Origin of the sequence: Pseudalkalibacillus sp. R45 (assembly GCF_052246725.1) — a bacterium.
In the GTDB taxonomy this organism is placed as follows: domain Bacteria; phylum Bacillota; class Bacilli; order Bacillales; family Fictibacillaceae; genus Pseudalkalibacillus.
Genome location: NZ_JBQQCL010000007.1, coordinates 14,171 through 31,294, shown reverse-complemented (window position 1 = coordinate 31,294; position 17,124 = coordinate 14,171). Strand labels below are relative to the sequence as shown.

Below are 17,124 nucleotides of genomic sequence, written 5' to 3'. Positions count from 1 at the left end.
CCTTTTCTTCAATTGTTCCACTAAGATCTAGTTTCAATTAATCTATCCGGGAGCACAAGGATATCAACTGGTTGATCAAATGATTCTTTCGGAACTTTATCAGTAAATTGGACAGTATGTAAAAGTGAGAGGGTTTGCCCTGTATAACGCTTGAGATACCGATCATAATACCCACCGCCAAATCCGATTCGATAGCCGTCTTGGTCATATAAAAGGCCAGGCACCACTAATAGATCGATTCCACTGGGTCCGACGACTTCCGTTTTTGTAACGATCGGTTCTTTAAGCCCAAAGTAAACAGTCTCAAGTTCATCAAATGACGTCAACTTCCTGAAATCCATCGAGTGATCAGTAGCATTACATTTGGGAACGACAACTGTTTTCCCTTGTTGCCATGCTTTTTCTATGATCGGATAGGTATCGATTTCATTTCCCCTTGAAACGGTTAACCCTACCGTTTCCGATCTCTCCCAAACATCAAGTTCGAATAATTGTTTCCTGATTTTTTCTTCATCACTGTGCTTTGAGGATTTTGAGAGTCCTGCTAACTTTTTCTGAGTCGATTTCCGTAGTTCTTTCTTTTCTGTATTCATCTCAAATCACCTAATTAACCATTTAAATTTAAGAGAGCAAATATAGAAAAAACAGCAGGATGAGGTCCTGCTGTTTTACTTCGTTTCACGATGTAGAGTGTGGCGCTTCAATCTTGGGCTGTATTTCTTAAGCTCCATACGATCTGGGTTTGTACGTTTGTTTTTAGAAGTGATGTAGTTACGGTCACCAGTTTCTGTGCAAGCCAATGTTACTTGTACGCGCATTTTCGTTTCCCTCCAAACTATCTTCAATGTTCAAGCGTATGAAACGATCATCGAGGAGACGACCGAGCGCTTAACATATTTAAATTCAAACACTAAATGACACTTTAGTATCATATCAAAATTCTTCAAATCAATCAAGAGATAATCGGAGTAACAAATGCGATACTGTAATCGGCGTAACTTCATTTATTTACTGTTCAAATTTCCTTATGATAAACAGGACTCTTGGTACCAGAAAGTAATATCGTTTCTCGTTTACTCATTCTATCTAACGAGACTTTACTCAACTCTCTTAAGGAAGTATCAATTGTTGAATGATCGACAACACGATTATTTGGCCATATTTTAACTTCAGGTTTAATCGTTACCCTTTTACCAATTTGGACCTGGTTTCCTATTACACTATGCTCCAACATGGTTGATCCTTCATCAATGAATGTTCCGTTTGCAATTGTTGATCCTCGCAATTCAGTATTTACACCAACGTATACGCCCTCCCATAATATTGAATCCTTCAAGGAGGCTCTCGACGAAATCATACTATGGGAACCGATTACGGTATAGGGATAAATTTTCGCATTTTGGCGGACAGTTGTTCCGCTTCCGATATAAGCTGGAGTATTGATTGATGCTAGAGGGTCGATCCGTACATCCTCACCGACCCTGAGTCCAGGGAGTATCTCCTTACCTGGGAGCGGGAAGTTGATCTTCCCATCTAAAAAGTCTTTATGGCTTTTTCGGTATTGTCTTAGACTCCCAATATCAGACCAGTAACCGTCAGCAGAATAACCGAATAATGGTATTTCTTTTTTCATCAATAATGGAAATAGCTCTTTACTGAAATCTGTTGGTACCCCCGGAGCCAGGTAGTCGAAAATTACAGGTTCCAGCACATAAATACCAGTATTGACAGTATCACTGAAAACTTCATTCCAACGAGGTTTTTCAAAAAAACGGATGATCTGTTGATTTTCATCAGTAAGGATGACCCCGTATTCCAATGGATTTTCAACCTGTTTCATGAAAATCGTCACCAGAGCTTCTTTTTGTTTATGAAACTCGATTCCATCCTGCAGATTGAAATCTGTCAAGGCATCACCGCTTATGACGATGAATCGCTCATCCAAAAAGCTTTCAGCGTTTTTGATGCTTCCTGCTGTACCTAATGGCGTGGTTTCCTCAAAATAATGGAGTGATACACCACAACGGCTGCCATCTCCAAAATACTGCTTGATATGTTCGGGCAGATATTGAACAGTCACTGCAATTTCAGTAATTCCATATTTCTTAAGAAGCTCGATGGTATATTCCATGACTGGTTTTTCGAGGATCGGTACCATCGGTTTTGGTAAATTGCATGTCAACGGACGTAAACGGGTTCCTTTACCCCCTGCCATAATGACTGCCTTCAATTCACTTCACTCCTGCCATCATCAGTTTCTTTTTGGAATTACTTAAAACATCAACCGTATTTTTTGCAATTTCCTCCCAGCTGTACTTCGTTACGATATCCTTCTGAGCTTTACGGACAATTCGATGCGCAAGATCCGGCTCGTTGTATAAACGGATGATTTGATCATGGATACTATGAGGATTTCCAGGATAGACCTTCAGACCGTTTTCTTCATGTTGAATGATCTCACTCAATCCTCCGGTGTCACTGACTATAACTGGTGTCCCTGCTGCCATGCCTTCCAGCGCAACAATTCCAAAAGGTTCATAGTGACTCGGAAAAATGAGCGCATCCGCTTCCTGTAAATATTGATTCCGCTGCTCATCGGTGACGAAGCCGACTAGATGGACTTGATCAGATAACCTTTCATGGATGACTCTTCGTCGGTATTCCTCAAGCATAGGTCCTTTCCCAGCAATGATAAATTTGATTTCTGGATATTCATTTTTTAATAATGCAGCTGCTTCTATAATCCTCTGATAGCCTTTTTCCGGCACCATCCTTCCAAGCGAAAAAATGTAAAAGCATGATTCCCCTCCAAACCTATCTTTCCAATTTTCTAATTGGGATTTCGTTTCGATCAAACTATTTTCCACACCGTTCGGAATGATTGTGAGTTTGTCATCAGGCACTCTAAACACAGCTCGCAACTCCTGTTTCATATATGCACTGCAAACAATAATATGCTCTGACTCGTACATTAATTCCCATTCTTTATGATGGATTTCAGCTTGTTGATCATTATGAATGCCATTATTCCTGCCATGTTCTGTAGCATGGATTGTCGTATAAAGCGGAATATCCAGTTGTTGTTTCAATCCTTTCGCGGCAACACTGACAATCCAATCATGAGCATGGATGCAATCAAAGGGAATTTGTGAAGCCAATTGTACGCCCAATTTAGCTATTGCCAGATTCAGACTTCCTGCCCAATGATAAAAGTCGTCATGGTTAGGCTGAGCGCCATTCACACGATAGACATGCACGCCTTGATTGATCTCATATTCAGGGTATCCCTCAACCCCACATGTGATTACACAAACCTGATGCCCTTGTTTGACAAGTGTCCTCGCTAAATCAAAGACATGCCGCGCCAGGCCTCCTACCACCATCGGCGGATATTCCCATGACAACATCAGAATGTTGAGGTTATGGTCAGCCTTTTTTGAGACTGATTTCATCAAGATGTACTCATCATGTGGAGAGGAAAATCCATGAGCCTGTTGCCACTGAAAAAATGGAAATCGCTCTTCCATTTCTTGTAGAAAACTTTCGGATAACCGCTTTTCTTTCAACCTTTCCACGATTTCATGGAACGCCGAAACATGTTCTTTCATTCTTGAGATGGCATATTCAGAGGCACTTTGTTGATCCATAATAAAGGCCCAATCGCTAGCCATTGCGAGCAGCCATTCGCGATTCAATTGATTCAAAGTTCGTCGTATTAGAGAGTCCGGGTCTTTATGAATCGTCATTTGTTTGATTAGTTCATGTTCCATTGCATGAAGATGTCTATAGAGCCACGCATTGGATTCATTAAGCCAGACCTCACCATACCCGTTCCTCCCCCATGTTGAGAAACATGCATGATGCGTTGTCAATTCTTTATAATGACGTAAGATGAATTCTTTCGGCGCAATCCACTGAATAGTTGCATTCTCATCTTTCATCACCATTTCGAGCCATTCCGGACCTTCAAACCACCAATGACCAAATAGCTCAGCATCAAACGCTGCCAGCGTCAGTAAAGAGGGTGTGCCTTTGTGTCGGTTTATTTCTTCGCAAACTGTCCGGTTGAAATCTTCAGAATGACGCCTTGCCTTAACCATGGCATTTTCTCTGTCATAATAATCCTTACTGTCTGTTTCTCCTGTAATACGATGGTATTTCAGTCCCGTGTCTATCCGTATCCGATCGGGATGGATATAGGGAGCGATATACTCAAGATCACGATCATAAGCGACATCTCGATAAAATTCGCGATAATCATAATCTCCAGGGTACCCAAGATTTGCATCCCATACTTTTTTGGAAATGCTGCTGCTCCGAGGAAATAATACGATTCCATGTGGTGAAAAGACTGGAGAACCAGAGCTTTGCGTTTCAGGGTCGAGTTTTCGGATCGTCTCCTCGTCCACGAATGTATAACGTACCCCTTCTTCATACAGCACCTTATCAATCCCTGGGGAAAAAGCACATTCCGGCAGCCAGAAGCCATCTGGTTTAAAACCGAAATGATACTCAAAACAATTCAATCCATTTCGGATTTGGGAGCGGAGGCCCTGTTCAGTTTGAATATACGGAAGGATCGCGTGTGTGGCAGATGTGGTGATGCATTCTACTTTGTTTTCTTTCATATAAAATCGGAAAGCGGAAATAAGGTCACTATTCCATTCGAGAAAAGTCTCCTTGATTTTTTTGAAACGTGAGATATAAAATTCTACGATTCTGATTTCTTCAAATGTTGTCGCGTGTTCCCTTTCTTTTATCAAAAGCTCCTGGGTGGTGCGGATATGAGTTAAATAACGTTCTTGGAAGGTACTGCTTGCCAGCATTTCAAGCAAAGGTGGTGACAAGGAGATCGTATATTTCAATCCAGGGGAACATGAATCCAATCCCCAAATGAGAGGGATATAACTTTCAGATACGGCTTCAAAAAGCCATCTTTCTTCAATCCGATTCGGTTCTCTATGTAAAACGAATGGTAAATGTGCATGTAATACCAACGAAAAATAACTGTTCAAGTCTGTTCCCCTCACTTTAATAAACTGTAAATCGAATAAGATGAAAATTGTTCATGCCACTCAGGTGTTTTACAATCTCCTGCTTTCCACTTTTTCACAGCATCCTGTCTTTTAGAATCACTTTCTGTCCTCGGTGTTTCTATGGGTGCGGATCGCAAAACCGTAAAGAAATCACTAGAATCTGGTTGGATGCCGAAATCGACAATGAACGTACGATTCGCTTTCAAATCATTGAGAAACCAGTTGTCTGTCGTTTCAGGCAGACTGATATCAATGTTCCGGTGGCTGTTATGGCCGTTGAAGATCAAATCACTTACATCGTAGACTCTTAATTTTTTCTTCAACTCTGACCATGGTTTCCTAAAATGGTGGGATACCATATGTCGAGTAGAGGACTGAAGATCCCAATAAATGTAGAGGGATTCTGGTCCCTGAGGCAAAAGGACAATGCGATCCAATTCATATGAAGAGGGGATGTTCCATGTTGGAGGAACTTGTCGAGACTCATATTCCATTTCTTTTTTATTTTCAGACATGTTTTGTTGTGATTGTAATTTTCGCAAACGGTATTGGACCTTTCCAACAGTACTGTCCATTTCTTTTGCGATTTGTTTGATGGTATATCCCTTTTTCTTCAAGGCTAAAATTTCTTCCACCATGTTTGCCTCCTACCACAGCTTTTATTATCGTTTTCAACATCGTATCACCGCTTGTAAACCGCATCAATAAACGTAAAATGTAGAATTTTGCGGTTCCTAATCGTATCAATTTCTAAGGGGTATTATTTTATTTTTGTAAACGCATGCATAACACATTCCGCCATTTTCTCCTCTTTTTAGTTCTCCATCTAATCTAAATCCTGAAATTTTCGGTTGAAATTGTCGAATTTTAATAGGAATTTAGGATTAGATTTCATAAAAGTGCTACCCCCTCGACAAAGTCTGTGATATAAAAGTAAGTGAGATCATTTTTTAGGGGGAGCAGGATGGAATTCACAATATTGGCACTATTGGTTACCGGAATCGTTTTAATCATTCTATCGTTCTTCAAGCAGAACAAAACTCAACAAATTGAAACCCAGCTTGAGAATGTTTCGATCCAACTTATGAAAGAACTGTACCAAGTTAATAAGAAAGTCAAGGTACTGGAAGAAGAAATGATGATTACAGACAAAAGAGAGATCAAATAAAGGAGTCTTCAGCATGTTTAATAGTGGTTTAAGAGGTTTTGGTGCTGGACTCATAGCTGCATCCGGCATCCTGGCAGTGGTACATTTCTTTGGATCAGATAATATCGACTCTGAAGCAAAGGCAGAATCGAGTGAAGAAATTACATATGAAGAAGTGAACGAATATCTTGAAAATGAGGGTCTTGTAGCAGTCGATCAAGCAAAGTTGGATCAACTGGAAGGCAAGCAAAATACTGATGATAAAAATTCATCAGAAGAACCGAAAGAAGAAGAACCTGAAGAAGCACCTGTTATCAAAACAACAGTAGTGATTTCAAAAGGAACTTCCACTGGTCAGGTAACAGACTATCTAGAAAGTCAAAAAATCATAAAGAGCAGCGATGAGCTGTTAAAATATCTCCGTGCCAACAACATGGAAAATAAAGTGCGGTTCGGAAATTATGAAGTTAACAGCACGATGACACTAGCTGAAATCGCAAAAGTAATCACTTCGCCATAAGGCAAAGGACTGACCACTAAAAGGCCAGTCCTTTTTGTTTATATTCCACTTAAAGAAAGTATAAAATACTTTCTTCAGTATAAGTGCAACTAAGTCTCAGCCTTCGCTAAGGCTTGGCTTTGCCAAGTTTTCTTTATTTATCTATTCATTCAAATCGTAATGTTTTCCTTTTACAAGGTATACGATGCTTTCAGCAATATTTGTTGCATGGTCTGCAGTACGCTCGATGTAACGGCAGACGAAGCTCAGCTGGATGATCTGATTCGTTGAATCTGGATATTGCTTCATCATACCAAGAATCTCCTGGATCAACTCACCATACTTCTCATCTACATAATCATCTTTATCTGCCATTTTCTTCGCAAGAACGATATCTTCGTCCTCATAAGCTTGAATTGCCTCAGTCAGCATTGTCTTAGCTGTTTCAGCCAAAGCTGGAATGTCCTCTAAAGGTTTGATCAATTCTTCTTTTCCTATACGGATGACTGATTTTGCAATATTTACAGCAAAGTCTGCAATCCGCTCAACATCGGAAGAGATTTTAATTGATACGATGATGCGGCGCAGATCACTTGCTACAGGGGCTTGCTTCGCAATCAGAAGAATCGCCTTATCATTGATTTCTTCTTCTAGATCATTAATACGATAGTCATTATCGATAATACGCAGTGCCTTGTCGACATCTTGATTTTTCAAAGCATCGATTGCTTCCTCCAGGGCATTCTCTGCAAGTTGCCCTAATTCGACCAACATTTCTCTTAATTCGTCCAGTTGAGTTTGGAAACTTTCCCTCACAACCATTCTTTACACTCCCCTATCCGAAACGACCAGTGATATAGTCTTCGGTTCTTTTATCTTCTGGATTTGAAAATAATGCATCTGTATCTGAGAATTCAACAACTTCACCGTTCAAGAAAAAGGCTGTCTTATCTGAAATCCTTGCTGCTTGCTGCATGTTGTGTGTAACGATGACGATACTGTAATCTTTCTTCAACTCTTGTACCAATTCCTCTACTTTCAATGTTGAAATCGGGTCTAGGGCAGATGTAGGTTCGTCCATCAAGATGACATCCGGTTCAATCGCTAGACAACGTGCAATACAGATACGCTGCTGTTGACCACCAGAAAGACCATACGCATTTTCATTCAGACGGTCCTTGACTTCATCCCAGATTGCAGCACCACGCAAACTTTTCTCTACAATCTGATCAAGAACTTTCTTGTTACGGATTCCATGGATACGAGGTCCATAAGCGATATTATCATAAATGGATTTCGGGAATGGGTTCGGCTTCTGGAAAACCATCCCCACCTGGGTCCGCAATTCTTCTACCCGGTATTTAGGTTCAAAAATATTCTTTTCACGATATTTGATTGCTCCGGATATTTTGACAATCGGAACCATTTCAACCATTCGATTCAGTGTTTTGATGAATGTAGACTTACCGCAGCCAGACGGACCAATGATTGCAGTCACTTCATTTTCAGGTATAGAGAGGTTGATTTCTTTTAATGCATGGTCATCACCATACCAGAGATTCAAATCTTTCGTTTCAAAAACAATTTTTTTATTTAAATTTGAAGACATAGATGTATGTTTTTTCTGCGAATGTCGGGCATTCTTTTTTTCTTCCACAGTAATACTCGCCATAGTTCAATACCTCCGATATTATAATCTTCTTTGAAATTTATTCCGAATGATGATTGCGATCGAATTCATTACAAATAAGAGCATCAGCAATACAACAATTGCTCCTGCAGCCAGGTTCGCGTATTCGTCAACAAGAGCAGAATCGACCGTCCAATAATAAATCTGCAGTGGCATAACAGTGAATTTATCAAAAATACTATCCGGAAAAGGAATAAGCAATGCTGGTATTCCTAATACAACAAGAGGGGCTGTCTCTCCTATGGCTCGTGATAAGGATAAGATTATTCCTGTTAAAATTCCCGGAAGTGATGCTGGTAAAACAACATTTTTTACTGTTTGCCATTTGGTCGCGCCCATTCCATAAGAGGCTTCCCTTAAATATTGCGGGACAGCACGAATCGATTCCTGGCTTGCCACCACGACGATTGGAAGAACCAAGAGTGACATCGTCAGTCCTCCTGCAAGGATCACACTTCCTAAATCAAAACCTTTTACAAATACAGTAAGACCCAATAAACCGAACACGATCGAAGGAACTCCAGCCAAATTCGCAATATTGGTTTGTATGAGTGATTGAATACGTCCTTTTTTGGCGTATTCTTCTAAATAGATTGCGGTTCCGACGCCAAGGAACATGGTTAACGGGGCAACCACTAACATTAACCAGAAAGAACCTAACAGTGGTCCCATCACCCCAGCATTTTCAGCGAAGGTTGACAATTTACCGGTTAAAAACTGCAAATCGATCGCTTGAATCCCTTGTGAAAACACTCGATAAATTAAAACAACCAGTACAACAAGACCGAACATTGTTGAAAGGAAGAACAACGATTTAAATAATTTATTAGTAGCAAGTCGGAAGTTCATTCTATTCTGTACTTGCTTCGTGTCAACATATTTCATAATCAATATTCCTCCCTGAACCTACGAGAAATATACTGTGCAATCAAGTTCATGATTAACGTGAATACAAACAACGTCATAGCAACAGCATATAAACTGTAGTATAGAGTTGAACCTGCTGGTGCTTCTCCACCCGTAACCTCTACGATATAAGCTGTCATCGTCTGCATAGACTGGGTGATATCAAACGTGAAGTTTTTTGAACTTCCGCTCGCAATCGTTACGATCATCGTCTCCCCAATCGCACGGGAAATGGCGAGGACGAATGATGCAACGATACCGGAGATAGCAGCTGGGATTACGATTTTCATTGTAACCTCAAGTCTGGTAGCTCCCAACGCTAATGCACCTTGTCTCATTTCAGTTGGTACAGAGCTCATTGCATCTTCAGATAAAGATGCTACCATCGGTATGATCATCACACCCATGACAATCCCAGGACTAAGGATATTTGTAGGCTCTAATCCAGGAATAATTGATCTTAATAAAGGTGTAACAAATGTGAATGCAAAGAAACCATATACGATTGTTGGAATCCCCGCTAGAATTTCCAACAACGGTTTTAATGTTCTTCTCACTTTATCTGAAGCATATTCACTCAAGAATACGGCGGTCATCAAGCCGATTGGTATAGCGACACACATCGCAATGACTGTTGATATGAGTGTTCCAGTCAATAATGGCAAGACACCGAATTGAGCATCTGCCCCTAAAGGTTTCAATTTCGTACCAGTAAAGAAATCAAGAAACGGAACTTCTTTAAAAAAAGCGATCGTTTCAACCAATAAAGTAGAAAGTATGCCTATGGTAGTAAGAATGGATATGATTGCAATTGATAATAACATTTTCGGAATAAGCTTTTCCCAAATTCTCGTAAAACTCATTGACTGTCGATTTTCTTTGATCATTTCGTTAATATTTAATTTCTTTTCCATTTCGGACCCCTTTCACTCTGAACATCTCTCTGATCATCTCTATATAACAGGGACTTTAACTGATTGTAAAAAACAATCCAAGAAGATGAGAAGTACAATCGACCCCTCATCTTCAAAGATTCTCCAATATTAAGTGATAGAAATTTATTTTTTCAATTTCTTAAGTTCTTCAACTGACTTCTTATACTCTTCATCACTTAATGGAGCAAATCCAGTTTCTTTGGCGGTTTTTCCAGCATTTTCCATTGCGTAGATTGCAAAATCCAATACTTGTGGCTTTTCTTTAGCCATATCTTCATTCAAGTATGTGAATACTGGACGTGTGAACGGACCATATGGGCCATCCTCCTTGATTGTTTTTATCGAAGGTTCGACAGGTCCTTCACCAAAGTCGATTTTTACTGCCTTTACTTTGTCGCTGTTACTTTCATAGTAACCATAACCAAAGTATGCAATTGCATTTTTATCTTTTGATACCATATCAACAAGAGTGGAGTATTCTTGTTGAAGACTAACATCATCTCTTAAAGGTTTTTCACCAAGGATTTCTTCGTAGAAGAACTCATACGTTCCATGATTTTCATTCGGTCCGTAAGCTTTGATTGGTTGATCAGGAAAATCACTACGGACATCGGACCATTTCTTTTTGTTTCCACTAGCAAGGAAAATATCGATTACTTCTTCTTCTGTCAAATCATCGATCCAGTCGTTCTCTTTATTAACTACGATGGTGATTCCATCTAATGCAAGCTTCAATTCTTTATAGTTGACTCCAGCCTTCTCAGCTTGAGCTACTTCTTCTTCTTTAATTTTACGGGAGGCATTACTCAAGTCTGTTCCGCCGCCTTTAGCCAAGAACTTTTTAAATCCAGCACTTGAACCGGCTCTTCCTACTTCTACAGAAACGTTTTCTTGTTCATTAACCATATAATTTTCAGCTAATTTAGCCATCAATGGATATACTGTTCCAGATCCATCGACAACAACGCTTCCTTCCATTTCACTGCCGCTCCCTTCGCCTCCGTTTCCGCAAGCTGTAGCAACGACAAGCAATGCTGCAATCATCATGAAGAATGAGCTTTTTTTGAATGCTTTCATTTTTGAAATCCCCCTGTTTTTGTATTATGGGTAAGGTTTTTTAAGAAAAAAGTATGATTTCTCATAAAACCCTTGGGCATTTGCCCTACATTGCCTATACTAGCTGGGACTTATTAAGCATGTTTAAATGGATTGTTAAGGTTTTGTAAAGATGTGTCGGAATGTGTATATTTTATAGAACAAGTGCTTTTGACACAGGAGTGTCGCAAATTTCGCTAAAAATCACTAGAAGCGGTTAACAGAGCAATAAAAAGGATTGCTCTATACATACCGTTGTTCTCAGTATGTTGAGCAATCCTTATTTTTGAATTATTGTTGTTGATTCGATTGTTCTTCAGAGGGGTTATCCTCTGGTTTTTCAATCAGATTTTCCTTGTGCCCTTCTTGCTTTATCTCAAAATAAGCATCTAAGATCTGTCTGCCTATTTTGTTATTGATGCCTCCATCTTCGGCATATGGACTGACAACGACGAAAGCGACTTCTGGATTATCATAGGGGGCATATCCGACTAGAGATAGTAGGTAAGAGTCTCCATCGTATTGTGCGGTCCCTGTTTTCCCTGCAGCTTTATATCCTTCTGTATTTTTAAAGTAGGAGCTTGCAGTCCCTTTAGGAGTATTCATGACCATATATAGACCCTGCTGAACCCTTTCAATCCATTTTTGTTTATAATCGACTCGGTTCAATATTTTAGGTTGAAATTCATAAACCGTATCCCCTGGTTGATCGGAGCTTGCAGTTGGTTTGTTTATCTCTTTCAATAGGTGCGGCTGCATCCTGTAGCCTCCATTAGCTATGGTAGAGATATACTGGACCATTTGCATAGGTGTATAGGTATCGAATTGCCCAATACCCATATCCATCAAGTTACCTAGAGCCTGTGCTCCTCCGTTGTAACCATCATCCTCATACGGAAGATCAATTCCAGTTGGCACCCCAAGTCCGAATTGGTTGAAGTTATAGCGCATCGTATTGAAAGCTTTCGTACGATTATTAAATCCCCTTTTATTTTCGTAATCGTACCCTGCAATTCTCATTGCGATACGGAACATATAAACGTTAGAAGACTGTTGTAGTGCTTCAACATCATTTACATATCCCATATTCCGATATGATTTCTTGATAGGTGTACCCGGAAGTTTTAATGGTGTATCATACAAGACTGTTCCAGGTTGGATCACACCAGTTTTATATCCAGTTAAAACTGTAGCAGCTTTAACTGTGGAACCCATTGGATATTGATTGTATACATTTCCGAAAGGGGCATCTTTGAACTTGCCATCTTCTAAAACCTTACCTACCATCGAGTAAATTTCACCCGTTTGAGGGTTGGCCATTACAACGTATGAACTGTTCAATCGATTATTGGATGTATATTTGTTTCGAGCTTCGAGAATTTCTTTTTCAACAATTTCTTCGACTTTATTCTGAAGCTCCATATCAATCGTCAGCGTGATATCATGACCTCGAGACCCTGTATCTTCACTAGGTTTGCCCACCGGATTCCCAGATTTATCTGTCATGTAGTGTATTTTTGTCTTCGTACCCTTTAGTACGGATTCATATTGTTCTTCAAGAAAACTGGTCCCAACCAAGTCGTTACGATCATTTCCTTCTAACACATACCCATCTATTAACTCACTAGGGATTTGACCTACCTTACCAAAAATCGATTTAAGGGTTTGATCATACGGATAGTCTCTTTGAGCATCAGGCTTGATATCGATTGTTCCATTGAAATCATTAAGATGTTCACTGATTACGGCGATTTCTTTCTGAGGAACATCTACCTTGACACGTTGAGGTGTAAGCGCATATCCTCTGATCATTTCTCGCCAGATTGCAGCGATTTCCTCTTCCTCATCTGTAAGATTCAATTGATCAGTTTTTAGACGATCAATAACGAGACGATACTGTTCTTTATCATCCAATTCATCCATTTCTTTCTTCGTCAATAACTTTTCATATATCTTTATAGAGTCTGCTTTATAGGAAAGATAGAAATCTTTTTTATCCCGTTCTGTTAATTTTCCTGTATCCTTATCGATATATTTAGATAATTTTTTTGCTATCTCATATATTTCATCTGGTTTCATATTATTTGTCCGTGTGAACGTGATCGAAAACACAGATTTATTATCTACTACTACCCGTCCGTATCGATCATACATCTTCCCCCGTGGTGCATCCAGTTTTGCAGTAACATTCTCTTGCCTTTCTGCTTCGGCTTTGAAAGAATCACCGTGTACGATCTGTACTACACCTAACCTTAATATTAAGGCAGTAAACAATAAAAAAACAGCTAAAAACAATATGTTCAAGCGAAAAGGAACGTGGCTTCTCTTTTTCTTCTTCGCCTCCATGTCCTCTCTCCTTTAATATGTAAAATAGACACCTGGATAAGGTGCCTTTATATGGCATTAATCGCCATTATATTGTATCGCAGTTCTATATTAAAAAAAAGAATAACTTATACATTTGAACCGTTTTCGTTCGATAGTACGACCGTTTCCTCTGGCACAGGAGCCAATCTGATTTTCCGGACACAGAAATAGATGAGCGTATGGCCGATTCCGATGATCGGCAGTAAATATGGTATGCTTTTTTGCTCATCAAACAATGTAATTGCTAGGATGAATAACACGATTGAAGTTATCCTTCCGTAATTTAGGTAAAGCTCTCGAACAACGATATACTCGATACGCATTTCTCTGGCGTTCCAGCTTCTACCTATCACATCATATGTCAAAGATACATACGGTACAAGGAGTATTGGATACGCAATTGATATGATCACACCATATGTCAACAGCTTCGCGAAAGTCAATTCGAATACGATCAAAATTAATGCAGCATACAAGATGATTCCGCCTACCAATATTGCCTTTTTTCGTTGCGCTGCCTTTATATAACGGGTAGCTACATAATAAGCTATAAAAGATACAGCAGAGTTGATCAACCCATACGTACCCAAGGCCAGTTCGCTGTTCGTGGCAATGAATACCCAAACAACGATTACAAAAATGAAGGTCCCTTCCCGTAACCCTTGAAAAAAATGAGCGTACAATATCCGATTCCAGTTCGGATTTCTTTTACGTTCTTTGATGATCCTTACGAATGAGAAGATTCCTTTTGCTGTTCGTCGATTCAGCATGAAACTCATTATGACTGCAGCAAAAAACAGGATCAGCGAGATCGCAAAGATGGTTTTATAACCGATCATTTTATCCATTTTTGTAATGATCCAACCGGCTAGAAACGGTCCAACCATTCCGGCAAAGGATGTAAGAAGCCCTAAAAATCCATTAAAAAAATCTCGTGTATCAGGCTCTGTAATTTCGAAAGTCAGAACATTGAACGCAAGCCAATAAAACCCCATCCCAATCCCGAGTAAACCGCCAAGAAGAACGAGAAATTGTTCGGCCTGTGCGCCTAACAACAAGACGGTTAAGTAAAATATCGATAAACTGATAACTCCTAAACGCAATACAACGACACGATCGATCCGCTTAGCTAACCGTCCAGCAAATATGAATGTGATGGGCTGGAATATAACAATGGATAAATTGTAAATCGCAATATCGATGAATTCACCCGATTGTTTCCATAAGAAAACATTGACGAATGTATTGGATAAAGCGATGCTCAGGGCATATAATCCTCCGATGATTAATAGGAACATCAGGTCTTTTGTTACTTCAATGTTTCCGATCATTTTTTGCAATGCCTTCATAAGAAACGACTCCCCTTTACTCACAACCCTAGTTTTCCTTAAACCGATCACGTTATTCTCATTTAAGCATTTGGGTTAAAACGGAAAAGCAACGTGTATTCGGTTGAATCACTGGTAAAAATGAGTGAAAAGGAGTGAAGAAAAATATACGAATTTTTGATTTTCGATTCCAATGGTCATAGTCATATACATCTACCGAAATTATTTGAGGAAATAATAAGACACTACAGTAAAAAGATAAATTGTGATTGGTACACACAACAATCAGCGCACGAAGTTGTGTACCAGGTCGGAAATGAAACAATTGTGGTTTTCGATAACGGAAGTCAATGTGTAGTAACCTCAAATGAGGATTATGAGGATGGGAATGGATTGTTGGATTCCGTCATTGAAGGGTGCTTGAAGAAAAATCAACAGATCAAATTCGTTCATTTGTCTAATTTAAATTTGGTTGTATTCGCAAACTTTTTTACTCTTGAAAGTCGTTGATTTCCGCTCCAGGATGCTCGCTAATCAACTTGCACAAGGTGAGTTTTTAAAAATGACTCAAAAGCAACAATCTTTCAGAAAAGTGCCTTAAATTTAAACACCCCGTCTGGTTTTATCCAGAACGGGGTGCTTTTTTAACGTAAATTTACTTAGCTTCTTGGTAACGTTTTTCAACTTCGTCCCAGTTAACAACATTCCAGAATGCTGAAATGTAGTCTGGACGACGGTTTTGATAGTTAAGGTAGTAAGCATGCTCCCAGACATCAAGACCAAGAACTGGAGTTTTTCCATCCATTAAAGGAGTGTCCTGATTTGGAGTGCTTGTTACTTCAAGCTCACCGTTATTTACGACTAGCCATGCCCAGCCTGATCCAAAACGACCAGCTGCTGCAGCTGCAAATTCTTCTTGGAACTTATCGAAGCTTCCGAATTTAGAATTGATCGCATCCGATACTTCGCCTTTAGGAGCTCCCCCACCGTTCGGGCTTAACATTTGCCAGAACATTGTGTGGTTGGCATGTCCTCCACCATTGTTACGTACAGCTGTACGAATGTTTTCTGGTACAGCGTCCAAGTTGCTGACAAGAGCATTGATACCTTTGTCTTGAAGATCTGCATGTTCTTCAAGTGCAGCATTCAGCTTAGTAACGTAAGTGTTGTGGTGTTTACCGTGGTGGATTTTCATTGTTTCTTCATCGATGTGTGGTTCCAAAGCATTGAACTCATAAGGTAGTGCAGGTAGTTCGTGTTTTGCCAATTGAATCTCCTCCTTTAAATAATATGTAGTCCCAAGCACGATTACTGTGCCTTTATATTTACAATATCAAAATTACCGAGTGGATTCAATTTTAAAACACTGTTTAGGATGGGATTGGCTATTTCAACGTCAAAAACCATTTTGGGCGAGACTTTTTGGGGCAGTAATTTTCAAAAACTACAAAAATCAGAGAAAAATTTCAAAAATTTGAAATTAACGACAAAAATGAAGGAGAGAACTGTAAAAACAAATAAATAACTACATAAATACAAAAATAACTACAAAAGTAAAAAACTCCTTAATTACAAGAAGTTTAAAGATGGTGGCTCGAGACGGAATCGAACCGCCGACACGAGGATTTTCAGTCCTCTGCTCTACCGACTGAGCTATCGAGCCATATGTAATTCGTTGAAAGTAGGTTATATTTCGACGTGGTACAATGAACTTAAATTGGTTGCACCCCTTCGGGTACTCCATATGTTCATTGAAAGTTTGATTAATCGACGTTGTGCAATGAACTTAATTTGGTTGCACCACAGGCACCACGTTCTAAAACTAACATAGGTGATTACTCGACGTAGTGAGTTTTAATTGGTTGCGGGGATAGGATTTGAACCTACGACCTTCGGGTTATGAGCCCGACGAGCTACCAGACTGCTCCACCCCGCGACGATAGTATATGGACGATGTTTGTCCAAAATGATGCTGAAGTATGAAAACGTTATTCCTACCTGTCCCTTCCTCTACTAGCTTATGCTAACGATGCTAGCTGCGTCGGGACAACTCATCGCTTATTCATGAAGCATCGTACGTTGCTCCACCTCGCGACGATAAAAGTTATGATATGAAATAAA

15 protein-coding genes and 2 tRNA genes are annotated in these 17,124 nt (G+C 39.6%); 2 read left to right on the top strand and 15 right to left on the bottom strand.

Annotated elements, in window-relative coordinates; all coding sequences use genetic code 11:
• Positions 1-20: 20 nt before the first annotated feature.
• The 5 genes from ACTWQL_RS13300 to ACTWQL_RS13280 form a co-directional block, all read right to left on the bottom strand.
• Positions 21-593: a 5-formyltetrahydrofolate cyclo-ligase gene (locus tag ACTWQL_RS13300; protein ID WP_443142924.1), complete on the bottom strand. Its 573-nt coding sequence runs from the start codon at positions 591-593 to the stop codon at positions 21-23.
• Positions 594-668: 75 nt separating this feature from the next.
• Positions 669-818, bottom strand: a complete 150-nt coding sequence (rpmG, locus tag ACTWQL_RS13295; RefSeq protein ID WP_221565576.1) for a 50S ribosomal protein L33 — start codon at positions 816-818, stop codon at positions 669-671.
• A gap of 197 nt (positions 819-1,015) precedes the next feature.
• Complete coding sequence (locus ACTWQL_RS13290; protein ID WP_443142923.1) at positions 1,016-2,230, bottom strand: sugar phosphate nucleotidyltransferase; 1,215 nt, start codon at positions 2,228-2,230, stop codon at positions 1,016-1,018.
• A 1-nt stretch (position 2,231) separates the two neighbouring features.
• Entirely contained in the window at positions 2,232-5,015 is a 2,784-nt protein-coding gene (locus ACTWQL_RS13285) for a 1,4-alpha-glucan branching protein domain-containing protein (protein WP_443142922.1), read from the bottom strand.
• Positions 5,016-5,026: 11 nt separating this feature from the next.
• Positions 5,027-5,674, bottom strand: a complete 648-nt coding sequence (locus ACTWQL_RS13280) for a DUF4912 domain-containing protein (protein WP_443142921.1) — start codon at positions 5,672-5,674, stop codon at positions 5,027-5,029.
• 326 nt (positions 5,675-6,000) lie between these two features.
• On the opposite strand from ACTWQL_RS13280, the gene ACTWQL_RS13275 reads away from it, so the two are divergent.
• Both ACTWQL_RS13275 and ACTWQL_RS13270 read left to right on the top strand, forming a co-directional pair.
• Positions 6,001-6,204 carry a hypothetical protein gene (locus ACTWQL_RS13275; protein WP_443142920.1) on the top strand — a complete coding sequence of 68 codons (204 nt, stop codon included), beginning with the start codon at positions 6,001-6,003 and terminating at the stop codon, positions 6,202-6,204.
• 13 nt (positions 6,205-6,217) lie between these two features.
• The gene (locus ACTWQL_RS13270; RefSeq protein WP_443142919.1) at positions 6,218-6,703 is read left to right on the top strand and encodes a hypothetical protein; all 486 of its coding nucleotides are present in this window, start codon (positions 6,218-6,220) and stop codon (positions 6,701-6,703) included.
• A gap of 141 nt (positions 6,704-6,844) precedes the next feature.
• On the opposite strand, the gene phoU is transcribed toward ACTWQL_RS13270, so the two are convergent.
• The 10 genes from phoU to ACTWQL_RS13220 all read right to left on the bottom strand — a co-directional run bounded on the left by phoU (position 6,845) and on the right by ACTWQL_RS13220 (position 16,939).
• Positions 6,845-7,504, bottom strand: a complete 660-nt coding sequence (phoU, locus tag ACTWQL_RS13265; RefSeq protein ID WP_221565583.1) for a phosphate signaling complex protein PhoU — start codon at positions 7,502-7,504, stop codon at positions 6,845-6,847.
• 13 nt (positions 7,505-7,517) lie between these two features.
• Complete coding sequence (gene pstB / locus ACTWQL_RS13260) at positions 7,518-8,291, bottom strand: phosphate ABC transporter ATP-binding protein PstB (protein WP_443143116.1); 774 nt, start codon at positions 8,289-8,291, stop codon at positions 7,518-7,520.
• A gap of 81 nt (positions 8,292-8,372) precedes the next feature.
• Entirely contained in the window at positions 8,373-9,257 is an 885-nt protein-coding gene (gene pstA, locus ACTWQL_RS13255; RefSeq protein ID WP_443142918.1) for a phosphate ABC transporter permease PstA, read from the bottom strand.
• A 2-nt stretch (positions 9,258-9,259) separates the two neighbouring features.
• Positions 9,260-10,192 (bottom strand): phosphate ABC transporter permease subunit PstC, encoded by a 933-nt coding sequence (gene pstC, locus ACTWQL_RS13250; protein ID WP_443142917.1) that lies wholly within the window; start codon positions 10,190-10,192, stop codon positions 9,260-9,262.
• A 144-nt stretch (positions 10,193-10,336) separates the two neighbouring features.
• Complete coding sequence (locus ACTWQL_RS13245) at positions 10,337-11,290, bottom strand: PstS family phosphate ABC transporter substrate-binding protein (protein WP_443142916.1); 954 nt, start codon at positions 11,288-11,290, stop codon at positions 10,337-10,339.
• Between the two features lie 309 nt (positions 11,291-11,599).
• Complete coding sequence (locus ACTWQL_RS13240) at positions 11,600-13,654, bottom strand: peptidoglycan D,D-transpeptidase FtsI family protein (protein WP_443142915.1); 2,055 nt, start codon at positions 13,652-13,654, stop codon at positions 11,600-11,602.
• A gap of 107 nt (positions 13,655-13,761) precedes the next feature.
• On the bottom strand, positions 13,762-15,024 hold the full coding sequence (locus ACTWQL_RS13235) for an MFS transporter (RefSeq protein WP_443142914.1): 1,263 nt from the start codon (positions 15,022-15,024) through the stop codon (positions 13,762-13,764).
• A gap of 634 nt (positions 15,025-15,658) precedes the next feature.
• Complete coding sequence (locus tag ACTWQL_RS13230) at positions 15,659-16,270, bottom strand: superoxide dismutase (RefSeq protein ID WP_443142913.1); 612 nt, start codon at positions 16,268-16,270, stop codon at positions 15,659-15,661.
• A gap of 320 nt (positions 16,271-16,590) precedes the next feature.
• Positions 16,591-16,666: transfer RNA gene (locus ACTWQL_RS13225), tRNA-Phe, on the bottom strand.
• Between the two features lie 196 nt (positions 16,667-16,862).
• Positions 16,863-16,939, bottom strand: a tRNA-Met gene (locus ACTWQL_RS13220).
• Between the last annotated feature and the right edge of the window lie 185 nt (positions 16,940-17,124).

What these genes read in the sequence shown, in the direction of transcription:
- ACTWQL_RS13240 (WP_443142915.1), bottom strand. Translation starts at nt 13,654, where the DNA reads ATGGAGGCGAAGAAGAAAAAGAGAAGCCACGTTCCTTTTCGCTTGAAC.
- pstB (WP_443143116.1), bottom strand. Translation starts at nt 8,291, where the DNA reads ATGTCTTCAAATTTAAATAAAAAAATTGTTTTTGAAACGAAAGATTTG.
- ACTWQL_RS13300 (WP_443142924.1), bottom strand. Translation starts at nt 593, where the DNA reads ATGAATACAGAAAAGAAAGAACTACGGAAATCGACTCAGAAAAAGTTA.
- pstC (WP_443142917.1), bottom strand. Translation starts at nt 10,192, where the DNA reads ATGGAAAAGAAATTAAATATTAACGAAATGATCAAAGAAAATCGACAG.
- ACTWQL_RS13245 (WP_443142916.1), bottom strand. Translation starts at nt 11,290, where the DNA reads ATGAAAGCATTCAAAAAAAGCTCATTCTTCATGATGATTGCAGCATTG.
- rpmG (WP_221565576.1), bottom strand. Translation starts at nt 818, where the DNA reads ATGCGCGTACAAGTAACATTGGCTTGCACAGAAACTGGTGACCGTAAC.
- pstA (WP_443142918.1), bottom strand. Translation starts at nt 9,257, where the DNA reads ATGAAATATGTTGACACGAAGCAAGTACAGAATAGAATGAACTTCCGA.
- ACTWQL_RS13275 (WP_443142920.1), top strand. Translation starts at nt 6,001, where the DNA reads ATGGAATTCACAATATTGGCACTATTGGTTACCGGAATCGTTTTAATC.
- ACTWQL_RS13270 (WP_443142919.1), top strand. Translation starts at nt 6,218, where the DNA reads ATGTTTAATAGTGGTTTAAGAGGTTTTGGTGCTGGACTCATAGCTGCA.
- ACTWQL_RS13280 (WP_443142921.1), bottom strand. Translation starts at nt 5,674, where the DNA reads ATGGTGGAAGAAATTTTAGCCTTGAAGAAAAAGGGATATACCATCAAA.
- phoU (WP_221565583.1), bottom strand. Translation starts at nt 7,504, where the DNA reads ATGGTTGTGAGGGAAAGTTTCCAAACTCAACTGGACGAATTAAGAGAA.
- ACTWQL_RS13235 (WP_443142914.1), bottom strand. Translation starts at nt 15,024, where the DNA reads ATGAAGGCATTGCAAAAAATGATCGGAAACATTGAAGTAACAAAAGAC.